The following is a 14,695-nucleotide window of genomic DNA, read 5'->3' as shown; positions in this document are numbered from 1 at the left end:
TCGATAAGCTTTGACGTCTTAAGACAACTCACCAGCCAGCCCTTAAGCCAGCCCGTGACGACTTGATCTCTAACGATGAAGGAGTTAAAGGATGCATTTTCAGGGCCAAGCCGCGGCTGTAAGAACCGCTGAACCAATAAAAATACTTACCATTCGTCCAGTCCTGCCGACCCGGTATCATCAGCAGCCTGAGACCCTGGTCGCTGATGTTTCGTCATGCAGCCAACTGCTGCCATCAACCGTGCTTCCCGCTGACTTTGCAGATCAGTGGCTCCCTGCCAGCGAGTTGCTGCAGGCAGTAGTGAACACGGCAGATGCCCAGACGACGCCATGATGCTCAAGGAACCTCAGGCACGCGATGCCTTGGGCCTACTCTACAGCCAGAACCGGCAATGGTTGCTGGGCTGGCTGTGCAAGCGCCTGGCTGCAGTCAAAGGGCTTCTGATCTATTGCAGGACACCTTTGTACGCCTGCTTAAACGTGATGAGTGGATACAGGCTCAGGAACCCAGAGCTTACCTGATGACCGTTGCAAAACGGGTACTGATCGACCACTGGCGACGTGAACGCATTGAACAAGCTTATCTGGAAGCCTTACAACAACTGCCGGAGGTCGAAGCGCCGTCACCTGAAACTCAACATCAATTGCTGGAACTACTGGTAGAAATCGATCGACGCCTGGATGGTCTACCTACCCTGACACGCCAGGCTTTTTTATATGCCCAGCTGGATGGCATGACCTATAGCGAAATAGCCCTGACACTGAACATGTCAGTCAGCAGTGTCAAGCGTCACTTGATTCGCGCCACCAGCCGCTGCTATTTCCCTGATATGACAGGCTGATCATAAGATGAATTCTCCACCACAAACCATACCAGAAAGTGTTGCTCGTGATGCGGTTGAGCTACTGCTGGACTGGCAAATGCAGGTGGAGCCCGACAGTTGGGAGCGCATTCGTCGCTGGCGTGCAGCACATCCCGACCATGAGCGTGCCTGGCAACAGATTGAAAACACTCAGCAGCAGCTGTCTGTGCTGTCGCCCACCACAGCCAAGCTAGCCAGAAATACGCTAAGCTCTGGCCAGCAAAGCCGCCGACGCAGCCTAAAGATTATAGCATTACTCTGCATGGGCACAGGCAGTGGCTGGTTGATCAGTCGTCAACCAGGAATCACCATCGGACAGGATCAACACTACACCGGTACCGGAGAGCAGCTTGAGCTGCAATTGCCCGGTGGCAGCCACATACAGCTCAACAGCCGCACGGCCATTCGCTTAAGCTACAATCATGATAATACCCAGATACATTTGCTGCAGGGCGAAATTTTTATTCAAACGGCCGCAAACCCCGCAGCTCCGCCACGCCCCGTGCTAATCACCACCGCACAGGGTGTTCTGACACCAGTGGGAACCGCTTTTAATGTGCGCCAGTTGCACGACTCTACCCAGGTGGCAGTAATCGCCGGACAAGTACTGCTGATCCAGGGACCGGTTCAGGAGCCTCATCTGATTCCTACTGGCGAAACGCTGCTCTTCTCTAACACGGCATTAGTCTCACAAAATCAGGTAATGCCTGCAGACACAGCTTGGAGACAGGGCATGCTGATTGCAGACAGCATGCCTTTAAGGCAGTTTGTTGAACAACTGGAGCGTTATCATCGCGGGGTCATCCGACTCGATCCTGCACTGGATACCCTCCGTGTATCTGGCAGCTACCCGATTCAGGATACCCACCGAGTATTGGAAAGCCTGAGCCACAGTCTGCCCATCACCCTGGAGCAGCGCTCACGCTACTGGATCTCGCTGCGCCCTGACAGTTAGTGAAAAATTGCGCTTGTACTGTGGGTGCGGAACTTTCTTTCGGTCAGGAGCTTGCGCTCAGAACATTATAAATCTCAGTGGCCAACTCTGGATCTGTGATGTTTATCCGGAATCCAGAAGTCGGATCGATCTCATTGGACAGCAGCGTCGGAGGTAGTATTGTATTTTCTCCATAGCGTATGGAGATATAATAACCTTCATGTGAGAGGATTTTTTCGTACAGCTCCTTTGCACAAGAGTCACTATCTTCAAGATTCAAAATGATAGATGAAATGCCATCTTTGACTTCATCTAGAGCGATGTTACGAACGCATATGGGCTCTAACGTAAACTCCCCATATTTGTCGCTAATAAATCTAATACTTTGTTGATCTGCCTTCGCACCAAAAGGTAACAGAACGACAGCCAGTGTTAAAATTCCGATCAATTTACTATTCATATTTAAGTCCTTTTATTTAGCCTCATACGAATATTAAAAACACAGCCAAAAAATAATCAGCAAGTGCTTAATATGTGTGGTCTGCGATCTGCAATGAAGGCAGCCTCATACCGGCCTTTGATGCTAGCAAGAGGAGCCACAAACGTCAAACTTAATGATAATTATTCGTATCTATACAGTATTGCAAAAAATATGGACTGATTTTCATTCTCAAACGTCAAGGTAGGTATATGACGTTTTATTGAGGATGTGTTCATGTCATTCAACTTGGTTGCTCTACCTTTCAAATCAAAACGCCTGCCGCGCTTAGTCTTGCTTGGCACACTTGGAATGGGGCTAGCCGTTGGCTGGACTCTACCCAGTGTGGCCGCCGTTACGAGTGCTCACACCGAAGCTCATCAGTTGGAAATTGCTGATGGTGACTTGGGCCAAGCACTTAACGCCCTAGGAAATCAGACCGGCATTCTCCTGTCCTATTCACCGGATCTGGTTGATGGCTTGAACAGCCCAGGACTGTCCGGTCAGTATACCGTGCTACAGGGCCTCCACCTGCTTCTGTCCGGCACCGGACTGCTGGTCGAGCAACTCGCCAATGGCGGCTTTCTGATTCGCGACCAAACTCATTCCACCGATGATCTGGCGGCCACATTGCCGCTGATGCAGGTTGAAGGGGCCTATACTGGTTACGGTTACGCCGCCATTGAAAGTGGTGAGATGCGCAACGCTATGCGTGGTGACCTGGCTGAAACCCTCAGCATTATTCCATCTGTCCGAGTGGCTGATAGCAGCAGCTCCAGCCTGCAACAGGGTGATATCAAACCAGCGGAGCTTTCCATTCGCGGAGCCTCTCCCTATCAGAATAAGCTGATGCTGGACGGCGCGTCTATCGATAATCTGATGGACCCGGCACAGCGTGAAAACCCCAGCAACTACACCAATGTCGCCGGACACTCGCAGGGTATTTTTCTCAATACCGACTTTCTCAGCCAGGTTGAAGTCATTGATGTCAACGCCTCGGCCAGTGAAGGGGGATTCAGCGGCGGAGTGATCAAGGCCGAAACCAAATCCTATGACGGTGAAGACTTCTTTAGCATCAGCCAGCGCCGTACCCGTGACAGCTGGACCAACTTTCATATCGATCCGGCACAGCTGGGTGAGTTTAGTGATGGCGCCGCACAGGCGGTTACGGGTGTCCCAGGTGACTTTCAGCCCAACTTTCGCAAGGATCAGCTCAGCCTTCAAGGGGCCACGCGTATCGGAGATATCGGCGTCTTTGCCGGACTGGATGAAAAGACCTCGCGTATCTGGCAAAAACAGGTGGTGGATATAGACTTCGACCATTTTGCCCAGACAGGTCGTATCTTCAAACCCAGTGAAGAGCGCGAGTTGGATACCTACTCCCGCTCAGGCGTGCTCCGTCTGGATTGGTTGGAGCAGGATTATCTGTTGAATGCCTCCTTGGCTTTCAGTGAATATGATGAAGACACCTTCTTTATCAACTACCTGGATTCAGACTTCGATAGTCGGCATCAGGGCCTGAATCTGAGCGTCAATTACGGCGAGCATTTCGGCAATACCCGCCTGGACCTGAATGTCAGTGCGGGCATCAGTTTAGATGAGCGTTATTTTAAACATGCTGTGCTGGATCAGTACAAATACACCACCATTTATCAGGGCGGCATCATCGGTGGCTATGGTGACCTGGAAAGCGAGCAGCGTACGCTGACATCCACCCTGAAGCTCAGTACACTGCTGACGGATGCGCTAACCTTTGACTATGGTGGTGAACTGCGCTGGCTCAACTTCCGTCAGAATCGCCTTAATGACTTCACTTTCAACGAATATAGGCTCGATTTCACTCAACCCCTGCCGCCACAAACAGGGCTGGGATCCTGGTCGCCCGCCGACCAATACCATACACGGGAAGTGATCTATCAGGCGGGTGAAATCAAGTTTAACAACCTCAATGCCGCCGCTTTTGCTGAACTGAATGGCAATCATCAGCGCTTTTTCTGGCGCACCGGCCTGCGTCTGGAACGTGATGACTGGTTGGGCAATACCAACCTGGCGCCGCGTTTAAGTGCTGGTATCTATCTGGATGCTGCCAAACGTTACCGCATTACCGTTGGTGCCAACCGTTATTACGGCAAATCCTTTATGGCCTATCGTCTCAGGGAACTGGAACGCGACCGGATCCTGATACGCTCGCGCACCTCGCCCAGCGCTGACTATCAGTCTGTTGACGCGAATCGCACCTGGTTCTATCAGGATCTTGATACCCCATACGATGATGAACTTAACCTGGGTATCAGTGGACCGATGATGTCGGGTGAGGCGGGACTGATGCTGGTGGAACGAAAAGGCGAGCGCCAGGTACGGACCCGCTATGATGCAACCACCAAGATGAACTGGTTTGACAACTCAGGTTCCAGCCGTACCCATCAGGTCGACCTCTACTGGCGCTCAAATCCGGCTGAATGGCTGGGTGCTTACTGGGCCATCAACACCTCTGCTTCATGGATGGATAAGCAAACGGATACCACCTATGGCAACAGCTCATCCGGCTATCTGTCCAACAGCAACAGCGCCGATGACCAGGTCTGGTTTGAAGGTAAGCGCATTCTCAAACGCGATCTGCCAGCCAATGATTTTGCTACCCCAGTCAGTCTTAATCTGGATCTGATCACCCGCAGTGGCGATGACCGCATTCAATTGCGTAATGCTTTTGCCTTTACCAATGGCTATGCCTCACTACGTAATGTCGGCACAGACCCTGCCTCTGGCTTAAAACAATACGAAGTGCATAAGCAGGGTAGTACCCTGCGCTGGGACATGAGTATCGACTTACGCCTACTGGCATCCAAAAACTCCCCCTACCTGCGCCTGGATGTGTCAATGTCACCGACAACCAGAACACCATCAGTGCTGAATCCAATGTGCAACTATTTGGTGTCGGTCGTCAGTATTGGCTGGAACTTGGCTACAAGTTTTAGGTGATGCCATGCCATCGAAGGTATACATTTACAGTCTGGCAATGGTCCTATTCATGAGTCCATCACACGCTGCCTCTGACCCACTGGTAGAGGCCTACCGGCAACCTCAGTCGCTTTGGCCCGCGGCTGAAACCGATCCGGGGATTGATGCCGTGGCACTCGCACCGCTGCCTGCGCCAGACAGTTTGCCAGTCTGGTCCAGCGCCACACCCGAGCGCATCACACTGGGTAAGCAATTGTTCTTTGAACGCCGCTTATCAGCGTCTGATCAGATCGCCTGTGCCTCCTGCCATGATCCCGACCTGGGCTGGGCGGATGGCCGACGCGTATCGATCGGCCACAACCGGCAACAGGGTGACATGAACGCACCGAGCATCGTCAACAGTATTTTTTTGCATGAGGTATTCTGGGACGGCCGTGCCGCCAACCTGGAAGAACAGGTTATCGCCAGTTGGACCAATCCCATCGAAATGGCGGGTGACCTGGAAGCCTCCACAGAAAAGCTGTCAGCTATCCACGGATATCCCCCCCTGTTTGCAGCCGCGTTTGGCGATCCAGAAGTAACTGTTGAACGCATCGCATCCGCCATTGCAACGTTTATGCGCAGTGTAAATATGCTCGACGCACCCTATGATCGCTTTCTAAAGGGTGATACTCAGGCTCTTAGTGATACTCAGGTGCGTGGTCTGCACCTGTTTCGCACCAAGGCGCGTTGCATGAACTGCCACCAGGGGGCCTTACTGAGTGATCAACAGTACCATCATCTAGGCACTTCATTTGAGCGCGTCGGCAATTTTCAGGGACGCTACCGGATCAGTGGCCCTGAAGAGGTAGGAGCCTTTCGCACAGCACCGCTCAGAGGTCTGAGTGCAACCGCCCCCTACATGCACAATGGTTTTGCCAGTGACCTTGACCTGTTACTGTCACTCTATAACATCGGCTGGTGGCAAAATGCAGCGTTGCAGGATAAAGACCCTGACATTCCCTTGGCACAACTTTCACCCCGGATTAAACCCTTACAACTGTCCCAAGAGGAACTGGCTGACCTCAAAGCGTTCCTATTGTCCTTAACCGGCAACTTACCCTATATGAAACCACCACCTGAGCTGCCTGATTACAGACAGGCTGATACCCATTAATCGGTGTCGCTAACTCTGGATAAAACAAAAAACTGTCGCAGACAGATACAACACCGCTCTGAGTGTCGTTTTCAGAACAGTATTAATTTGAACTGCCAGCCAATGCAACTTATGCTCAAACTCTCAGGAAATTTAAATTAATACAAGTAAACAAACTATCAGCGCGTGTGAAAGGGGGTAATTGAGTGAAACTGGCATTTACTAAAAAAGAATACCTCCAGCGGGTTAAAAAAGTGCGTCGAGAAATGCGCACCCGCAAAGTGGATGTTTTGATCGCCACCGACCCAGGCAATATGAACTGGCTAACCGGTTATGATGGCTGGTCCTTTTATGTGCATCAGGGGGTCATCCTTCACGTCGACCATGAAGAGCCCATCTGGTTTGGGCGACGCATGGATGAAAGTGCGGCGCTTCTGCGCTGCTTTATGAAAAAGGAAAATCTCACCAGCTATCCAGAGGAATATGTACAAAACCTGGAAAAGCATCCAATGACCTGGATTGCCGAGAATATTTTCATTGAAAATGGCTGGAGCGGTGCCACTATTGCCACAGAGATGGACAATTACTACTACACCGCTGATGCCCACCGTTCGCTGCGACTGGCCCTACCGGAAGCACGCTTTGTCGACAGCTATAACCTGGTGAACTGGTGCCGGGCGATTAAGTCCGACAAAGAAATTCAGTTCATGAAAATTGCCGGTAAAATCACCTCTAAAATACACCAGCGCATTCTGGATGTTGCCAGAGTCGGTGTCCCCAAAAGTTTTGTGGTGTCACAGATTTATGAAACCGCGATTGCCGGCGTCGATGGACACAGCGGTGACTACCCCTCCATCGTGCCGCTGCTGCCCTCAGGCAAAGAAGCCTCCGCATCCCACATCACCTGGGATGAACGCCCCTTTCGCGCCAATGAAGGTACGTTTTTTGAAATTTCTGGCTGTTACAAACGCTATCATGCCCCCATGTCACGAACCCTGTACATGGGTAAACCCAGCCAACGCTTTCTGAATGCCGAAAAAGCGCTGTTGGAAGCGATTGATGCCGGACTTGAACAGGCGAAACCGGGTAACCGGGCCTGCGACATCGCCAATGCATTGGACCGGGTCATGGAAAAATATGGCATAGACCGTCAAGGCGCACGTTGTGGCTACCCTATCGGGGTCAGTTATCCACCCGACTGGGGCGAGCGCACATCCAGCCTCAGGGCCTCCGATGAAACCCTGCTACAGCCGGGCATGACCTTTCACTTTATGCCGGGTATCTGGCAGGAAGACTGGGGTATCGAGATCACTGAAAGCATTCTGATTACCGAAACCGGAGTGGAAATGCTGTGTGACTTTCCCAGACAGTTGTTTGTGAAGTAGCATCCGGCCAGTGCTATCGCTATGATTAGACATTAACACCTAATCAATACAGAGCGATAGCATGAACCTGGCACTGCCAAAAGAGGTCAAACAGCAGCTGATTTTCCTGCTGGCCGAGGTCAGAACCCAGTTACAGAATTTAATTCTGTTGCTGGATTCCCCTTCGGCAACGCTGGCGCGCACCATCACCGAACGCAGTGGACACAGCTACAATCTGAAACAACGCACCCATATTCGCTGTATGAAGGCTTTCAGTGACAGTGAACGCTATGACCCTCAATCACTTAAGGCCGCCGGTGACCTGGCCGATGAACTGGAGCGGATTACCAGCCTCTGCCGGGAGGCCGCCAGGGAACTTCAGAACCTCAAGCATCGCCAAATGCTACAGCGGCACAAGTATCGCAAACGTCTGAAGCAAATTGATAAAGCGCTGCATCTGGTTGAACAGATCATGGTATCCAATGACACTCATGCGGCACTGGACATAGGTAAGGTGCAGCAAAAGCTGGTGCGCTTTTACAAAAAAGCCCGTGCCTCACACCTGCAAGCACTGAAAAAACACAAGCAAACTGAAGCACTGATCAGCAGCCTGTTTCTTGCGCGTCATATCATGGATATGGGCTCAGCACTGATCAATATCAGTGAATCCCTGTTAGCAGTTTTGCTAGGCCAGCCCATGAATATGAAGCAGTTTTTGTCACTGCAAGCCATGGTATCCAGCATGGGCCATGATGAATGGAATAATCTCACTCTGGAAACCATCGCCGAAACCCGCTCCGGCAGCGCCATTTCGGCCATATCTCAGGATGATGATCAGTTTATCGGTGTACTCAAGGAAGGCGCACTACGCAAAGTACAGGAAGAGCGCCGCGGGCTGGAACGCTGGAATGAGATTATTCCCGGTATCGCCCCCCAGGTGTTATCCCAGCACCACAAAGGCAGCTCCGGTGCACTAATTATTGAGCACTTGCCTGGTAACACACTGGAGCAACTGGTACTTAAACAAGCCGAGCAGCCCCTGTCTGAAGCGCTGGATTTAATGTGCGATATGCTGCCAAAAATCTGGCAGTCGACCAAGCGTAAACAGAAAGTGGCGCCGCAGTATATCCAGCAACTGAAAAAACGTCTTCCAGCTGTGCTCAGCATCCATCCAGGTTTTAACTCTACTGACACCCAGATAGGTGGCATCAAGCGCCCTGCCCTCAAACAGTTGCTCAGCGAAGCCGCAAGCCTGGATGAAAGACTTCCCGCACCCTTTGCTGTGTATATCCACGGTGACTTCAACCTGGACAATATCCTTTATGAACAGGTTAAGCATCAGTTGCGCTTTATTGACCTGCATCGTTCCGGTTATATGGACTATGTACAGGATGTCTCGGTGTTTATTGTTTCCGGCTTGCGCCTGCCACTGTTTGATAAGCATTCCAGAACCTGCATTGAGCGTATTTCAACACGCCTGTACGAGACGACAGCCAGCTTTGCTCAATCACAAAAAGATACTGGCTTTGATAAGCGTATGGCGCTGGGGCTGGCGCGCAGCTTGATAACGTCTACCCGCTTTATTCTGGATGAAGCCCATGCCCGCTCTCTGTTTGAGCGCGGCGTTTATCTACTCGAACATCTGATTGCACATCAGGATAGCAAAGACTATCCACTGCCCCTTAAGGAAATACTGAATGTCTAAGCCCAGAATTGCCGTTATCGGGAACCCCGGTAAATGGTCAACTGAAGTACTGGCAACTGCATTGCAACAGCGCACCGGTTTTCGTCTGATTGCAGATCTGTCACAAACGGCACTGGACCTGTCATCCGGACGCTTAATGTTTGAGCAACACAATCTTTGTGAACTGGATGGCATCATCATCCGCAAGGTGGGTACCGATTACAGCCCAATCTGCATTGAACGTCTGGAAATGCTACGGGTGGCAGAACATGCTGGAGTACGAGTTTTCAGTTCCGCCAGTAGCCTGATCCGACTACTGGATAGACTTACTTGTACCGTCACTCTGCATAACCACCAGATCCCTATGCCACCTACACTAGTAACAGAATCCGTAGAAACCGCATTACAGCAAGTTCAACATTGGGGTAGCGCCATTCTGAAACCGCTGTTTTCTACCAAAGCCCGGGGCATGCAGATACTCCATGCTGACCAGGGAAGTAAAGCACTCGAAGCCGAACTGATCCGCTACAAAACCCGCCACCCCTTACTCTATTTGCAACAACATATTGATCTACAAGGTGCCGATATGGGGCTGGTGTTTATCAACGGTGAATACCAGGGTGCCTATGCACGTATCGCCGACAAAAAAGCCTGGAATACCACCATTCACAGTGGTGGTCGTTACGCACCCTGTGAGCCGAGTCCTGAGGCCATTGACGTGGCTCATCGCGCACAGGCCGCCTTTGATCTGGACTATGCCACTGTCGATGTTGCCATGAGCCAGGATGGACCGTGGTATTTGAGGTTTCAGCGCTTGGCGGCTTCAAGGGTTCCCATACCGGCAGTAATATCGACCTGGCGGCACGCCTGGCCGATTATGCGATCGACTCTTTGAGATCCTAACACTATGCCAGTATCAACAGTTTCAACCGCTATAGAGCCAGAATATACCGGGCAGGAATGGCTAAGAGCACACTTGCCTACTCGCAAGGTCCAGTGGCTTGATGGAGCTGGAGAAAACTGGCATCAGGCGAAGTCCTCGAATAAAACAGAACTGACACAAGTATTACACTATCTATCCGATCATGATCACTGGCGCTGGCCGGAACACCTGGTGCTGTTTCTTACCGACCTACATGCTGATGCTGAAGCCTTTTCTGCTTCATTGGTCGCCAGCGGTGTATTTGCCCGTAACGGACCAGACCCGTCAGACCTGAGTCTCAAGCTACCGGTGGATCAGTTTGAAATCATTCTGGGAGGCGACTGTCTGGATAAAGGCCCGTCAAATCTGCAGTTGCTCCGCCTGATCCGCCACCTTCTGGATAAGCAGGTGCAATTGACGCTACTCAGTGGCAATCATGACCTGCGCCTGCAATTGGCCATACAGTCGCTTGATAATCCCAATTGCCCACGTAACGGCCATTTTCTGCTGCGTCTGGGCAGTAAAGTGATGCCACTTTGTGTTGAACTGCTCAGCCAATATCCACTCTCTGACGCCGAACTCTCAAAACTACCCGATGAGTCCAGCTGTGAAGCTCTACTATTGCCTACTGCGGACTGGCCTGATCAGTTCCGCAAGGGAGCGGCCGATACCTTAAGTCCGGCACAAATCGAACTGGAACTTGAGCGTCTGACTTCACGTAAGCTGCGCTTTTTTACTGCGGCCAGGCGAGCGGACTTAAGTTTTCAACAGATTTATGCCGCCATGCATCGCTGGAAACAACTATTTTTGCAACCGGATGGCGAGTTTCATTGGTTTATTAAACACCAGCAACTCTTGTGCCGACGCGGTAGTTTTCTGTTTGTCCATGCAGGTTGCGATGATACTATCGCTCGGCAGTTAGTTGAACAAGACTGTGACAGGCTGAATCAAGCCTTTCAGGAAGCCCGCCAGGGTGAAGCCTTTGCATTGTATTTTGGCCCACTCGGCAATATGTTGCGCACTAAATATCGCCAGCAGGACCCACTGTTATCATCCGACTCCAGTCAAGAGCTGATTACATCCGGTATTCATGCGTTAGTGCATGGACATAGGAACCTGCATCATGGTCAACGCATCACTTTTCGGGCTAATATGATACATTTCGAATGTGACTCAACTTTAAACAGCAGCACACGCAAACTGGAAGGGTTATCCGGTGAAGGAGCCGCTGTCACGCTGATTCATCCACAAGGGTATGTAATGGGTATCAGCAGCGACTATCCGTCAATCAAACTATTTCGACCAGACAGCTTGCAGAGTATCACTCACCAACTACTGTAGCTTGATTCAACATACGAGGCGTGACATGAGTAAAAAACGTACCTTTCATCATGAGTCCTTGCAAGAACCTGCGCAGGTAGCCAAAATTCTTCAGGCACTAATCGAGGGTTTGGAGAAAGGTAATATCAAGCTGGATGACGGCAGTGGCAAAATTAAGCTTCAGCCGAAGGGTTGCTGAACCTCGACCTACAGGCAGCCAAGGAAGCCGGCGTCAACAAACTCAATATAAAGGTTACCTGGCGAGATACATGTCAAAAAGATAAAAAAGCTGACAAAGAGTCACTCAAAATCAGCTGATCGCTTTACTTATAGCCGAAAAGGTAAGTGTGCTCTAAGTGTTTCCTTATCTATCGGCTTCACTATGTAGTTAACCGCTCCCAGCATAATACAATCCAGAACCACTTCTTTTTCATGGTGACCACTCACCATAATCACCGGTATGGGTTCCAACGCCGGGTTGTTTTTCAACTGTCGAAGCGTATCAATACCACTCATATCCGGCATAAACACATCCAGCAGAATGATATCCGGATGCACCTGATTCAACTGTTCCAGCGCCTCTACCCACTCTCGGCCACATGCACAATAAACCTTTCATTTTCAAGCAATTTCTTTAACAACATGCACTGAAACTCATCATCATCAACAACCATGGCAACCCAAGGTTTTTGCTGTGCTGTTATCTGCCTTAAGGGAGCGGGTTGATTGAGTTTTTTCAACGCATCTTTAATCAGACTGTTAAGTTCGGATTTCTTGACCTTCTGCTCTCCGAGCATCTGCTCAACCATTTGGGTGACCGTTTTAATACTCTGCTGTTTAGATTCCAGCTCAAATCGTTGCTGCTGGATATCGGCATTGTAACCCAGGTCATCCAGTGCCTGATGGACAGACATAATCAGGCGATGCGGGTCATAACTAAGCGGCCAGAACACCACATAATCATAAAAAAAGTGCTGTTTGCTGAGTTGATAAGCCTTCTCCACACTGGCTTTGTTACAAAGTGTCACCGCATGGAAAGGCGTAGTGCTTTGCTTTTGACCGACCTCTGTTAACGTCTTGCGCAGGTGAATGGCACTGTCCAGCGATTGGTAGGCCAGCAGTATCACCTCAGCCTCACTGCGCAGAAACTCTTGAGCTATTGCAACGGCTTGATAATGTACACAGCGTTGTACTCTTTTGAACTCAATTTCCAGCTGTTCAATAACGGTATCTGCAATAACTTCACTATCGGAAGCCACAAATATAACTGATTGATTATTCATGACGATTATTGCTTTCTGGAAAAATCCAGGCAGTCTGAAGAGAGCGCACCCAATTACTGATCATGCTTAGACTCGCTTATTGCATCCAATAATAATCAGCTTAGCAGTTGGCAGGGATTAATACATTAGAGGCAAAAACAAACCCACCTGCAGGTGGGTTTGTTAATGACAAGCTCAGGGGTCGACTGTAACAGAAGCCCCTGAAAACATCCGTCAGATCAGGCGCCGATCACGCCACCATCGTCACGACTGATCACTATTGTTGCCGAACGTGGGTAGGGCGAGCCATCATGTGGCCAGTGGCTGATCAACTGCCCAGCAGCAAAGTCTTCTGGTGATGTTGATCCACCGGGATGCTGTATGTTAACAAACATGGTTTTCTGATCCGGCGTAGTGATCACACCCGTAATTTCCTGGCCAACAGGACCAACCAGAAAGCGACGAATCACATTAGTCGCTGGATCAGCCGCCAACATCTGGTTGTTACCAAACTGCTCCCAGGCCCCCGTGTTAACAACACTTTCACTCACATCCGTCTGAATCCACAGACGAGCATCAGGATCAAACCACAGGCCATCCGGCTGTTGAAAATACTGCCACCATCCAGTGACTGCCCTGCCAGATCTGAATCAGACTCAGGTCCAGCCAACACAAACAGATTCCACTCAAACTGAATCGCACTGACCTGATCGTTATGCTCGCGCCAGCGTACGATCTGCCCCCAGTTGTTTTCTACACGCGGGTTAACTGCATCCGTTTCGGTACGGCGACTGTTGTTAGTCAGGGTAAAGTAGACTTCACTTGTTTTCGGATCAACCGCCCCCCATTCAGGACGGTCCATTTTGGTCGCGCCCAGCGTATCAGCGGCGAAACGCGTATTCACCAGCACATCAGCCTGGGAGTTGAAACCGTTTTCCGGGGTCAAAGGGCCCATGCCAAATACCAGTGGTAACCAGTCACCCGAACCATCTTCATTAAACCGCGCCACATACAGGGTACCGTTATCCAGCAAATGGCCACCCGCTGTCGCCTTGTAATAAGGCTGTGCGCTTACATATTTGTAAATATACTCAAAGCGAGCATCGTCACCGGCATAGCAGACAATGGGTTGCCCCTCAACAGCCGCTTGGAACACCACACCCTCATGCGCAAAACGACCTAGCTGAGTGCGCTTGACCGGCACAACATCTGGATTGAACGGATCGATTTCGACCATCCAGCCAAAACCATTGGCTTCATTACGATAGTCTTCAGTAGCTGATTCGCCTGTCGGGGTAACATTAAAGCGGATAAACTCATCAGCGCCCGTATCAGCCAGCTCCCAGCCATAGCGACCCGCACCTTCTTTAGCCACGCCATAACGACTTTGTTCGCGCGGTTGCTCAGCATGGTTAATAAAGTAACCAGCCCAATTTTCTTCTGCCGCTATATAGGTGTTCCATGGGGTCACACCGTGAGCACAGTTATTCAGTGTTCCGCGCGTGCGCGTACCTTCCGGGCTGAAACGGGTTTTAACAAAATCAGTGCCCCGTACCGGTCCACTGATCTCCATCTCGGTCAAGCCATGGATGCGTCGATTGCGGGCATCAGCTTCGATACCCCACTGACCATCAGCATGCTTTTTCATGCGTACAATACTGACACCATGACCATGGATTTCCTTGAGAACTTCATCGGCATCACGCTGACCATCCGCCTTTACCGGCACAGCTGAACGGGACAAAGCCTGTCCTTTAGCCGAGGCATGCATAAAG

At 50.7% G+C, this 14,695-nt stretch carries 13 protein-coding genes and 1 pseudogene; 10 read left to right on the top strand and 4 right to left on the bottom strand.

Annotation, left to right across the window (positions count from 1 at the left end):
* Window positions 1–91 precede the first annotated feature (91 nt).
* From LH51_RS01505 to LH51_RS01495, 3 genes are read left to right on the top strand one after another with little or no spacing between them, the layout of a single operon-like run.
* The gene (locus tag LH51_RS01505; RefSeq protein ID WP_036519116.1) at window positions 92–334 is read left to right on the top strand and encodes a hypothetical protein; all 243 of its coding nucleotides are present in this window, start codon (window positions 92–94) and stop codon (window positions 332–334) included.
* Window positions 315–842 carry a sigma-70 family RNA polymerase sigma factor gene (locus tag LH51_RS01500; RefSeq protein ID WP_235263406.1) on the top strand — a complete coding sequence of 176 codons (528 nt, stop codon included), beginning with the start codon at window positions 315–317 and terminating at the stop codon, window positions 840–842. The genes LH51_RS01505 and LH51_RS01500 overlap by 20 nt, the downstream gene beginning before the upstream one ends.
* A gap of 7 nt (window positions 843–849) precedes the next feature.
* A complete protein-coding gene (locus tag LH51_RS01495) occupies window positions 850–1,818 on the top strand; it encodes a FecR domain-containing protein (RefSeq protein WP_036519113.1) in 969 nt (322 codons plus the stop codon).
* A gap of 43 nt (window positions 1,819–1,861) precedes the next feature.
* On the opposite strand, the gene LH51_RS01490 is transcribed toward LH51_RS01495, so the two are convergent.
* A complete protein-coding gene (locus LH51_RS01490) occupies window positions 1,862–2,257 on the bottom strand; it encodes a hypothetical protein (RefSeq protein ID WP_036519110.1) in 396 nt (131 codons plus the stop codon).
* A gap of 255 nt (window positions 2,258–2,512) precedes the next feature.
* Here LH51_RS01490 and LH51_RS01485 point away from each other — a divergent pair, with 255 nt between their 5' ends.
* The 7 genes from LH51_RS01485 to LH51_RS19795 all read left to right on the top strand — a co-directional run bounded on the left by LH51_RS01485 (window position 2,513) and on the right by LH51_RS19795 (window position 11,857).
* Complete coding sequence (locus tag LH51_RS01485) at window positions 2,513–5,254, top strand: TonB-dependent receptor (protein ID WP_036519107.1); 2,742 nt, start codon at window positions 2,513–2,515, stop codon at window positions 5,252–5,254.
* Between the two features lie 49 nt (window positions 5,255–5,303).
* Complete coding sequence (locus LH51_RS01480; RefSeq protein WP_052063343.1) at window positions 5,304–6,389, top strand: cytochrome-c peroxidase; 1,086 nt, start codon at window positions 5,304–5,306, stop codon at window positions 6,387–6,389.
* A 185-nt stretch (window positions 6,390–6,574) separates the two neighbouring features.
* Complete coding sequence (locus tag LH51_RS01475; RefSeq protein WP_036519102.1) at window positions 6,575–7,753, top strand: M24 family metallopeptidase; 1,179 nt, start codon at window positions 6,575–6,577, stop codon at window positions 7,751–7,753.
* Window positions 7,754–7,814: 61 nt separating this feature from the next.
* Entirely contained in the window at window positions 7,815–9,437 is a 1,623-nt protein-coding gene (locus LH51_RS01470) for a phosphotransferase (protein ID WP_036519099.1), read from the top strand.
* A complete protein-coding gene (locus tag LH51_RS01465; RefSeq protein WP_235263405.1) occupies window positions 9,430–10,311 on the top strand; it encodes a GAK system ATP-grasp enzyme in 882 nt (293 codons plus the stop codon). The genes LH51_RS01470 and LH51_RS01465 overlap by 8 nt, the downstream gene beginning before the upstream one ends.
* 12 nt (window positions 10,312–10,323) lie before the next feature.
* Window positions 10,324–11,679 carry a metallophosphoesterase gene (locus LH51_RS01460; protein WP_144244133.1) on the top strand — a complete coding sequence of 452 codons (1,356 nt, stop codon included), beginning with the start codon at window positions 10,324–10,326 and terminating at the stop codon, window positions 11,677–11,679.
* Window positions 11,680–11,704: 25 nt separating this feature from the next.
* A complete protein-coding gene (locus LH51_RS19795) occupies window positions 11,705–11,857 on the top strand; it encodes an amphi-Trp domain-containing protein (RefSeq protein ID WP_081960613.1) in 153 nt (50 codons plus the stop codon).
* A 128-nt stretch (window positions 11,858–11,985) separates the two neighbouring features.
* Here LH51_RS19795 and LH51_RS01455 read toward each other — a convergent pair whose 3' ends face one another.
* The 3 genes and pseudogenes from LH51_RS01455 to LH51_RS01450 form a co-directional block, all read right to left on the bottom strand.
* Window positions 11,986–12,216, bottom strand: a complete 231-nt coding sequence (locus tag LH51_RS01455; protein ID WP_235263411.1) for a response regulator — start codon at window positions 12,214–12,216, stop codon at window positions 11,986–11,988.
* A gap of 23 nt (window positions 12,217–12,239) precedes the next feature.
* Window positions 12,240–12,941, bottom strand: coding sequence for a hypothetical protein (locus tag LH51_RS18660; RefSeq protein WP_052063340.1), 702 nt, complete (start codon window positions 12,939–12,941; stop codon window positions 12,240–12,242).
* A 218-nt stretch (window positions 12,942–13,159) separates the two neighbouring features.
* A pseudogene (locus LH51_RS01450) lies at window positions 13,160–14,691 on the bottom strand (PhoX family protein).
* Between the last annotated feature and the right edge of the window lie 4 nt (window positions 14,692–14,695).

It is taken from the genome of Nitrincola sp. A-D6, from assembly GCF_000764495.1.
GTDB lineage: Bacteria > Pseudomonadota > Gammaproteobacteria > Pseudomonadales > Balneatricaceae > Nitrincola.
Note: the sequence above shows the minus strand (reverse complement) of the source record. Positions and strands in the feature narration are given on the sequence as shown.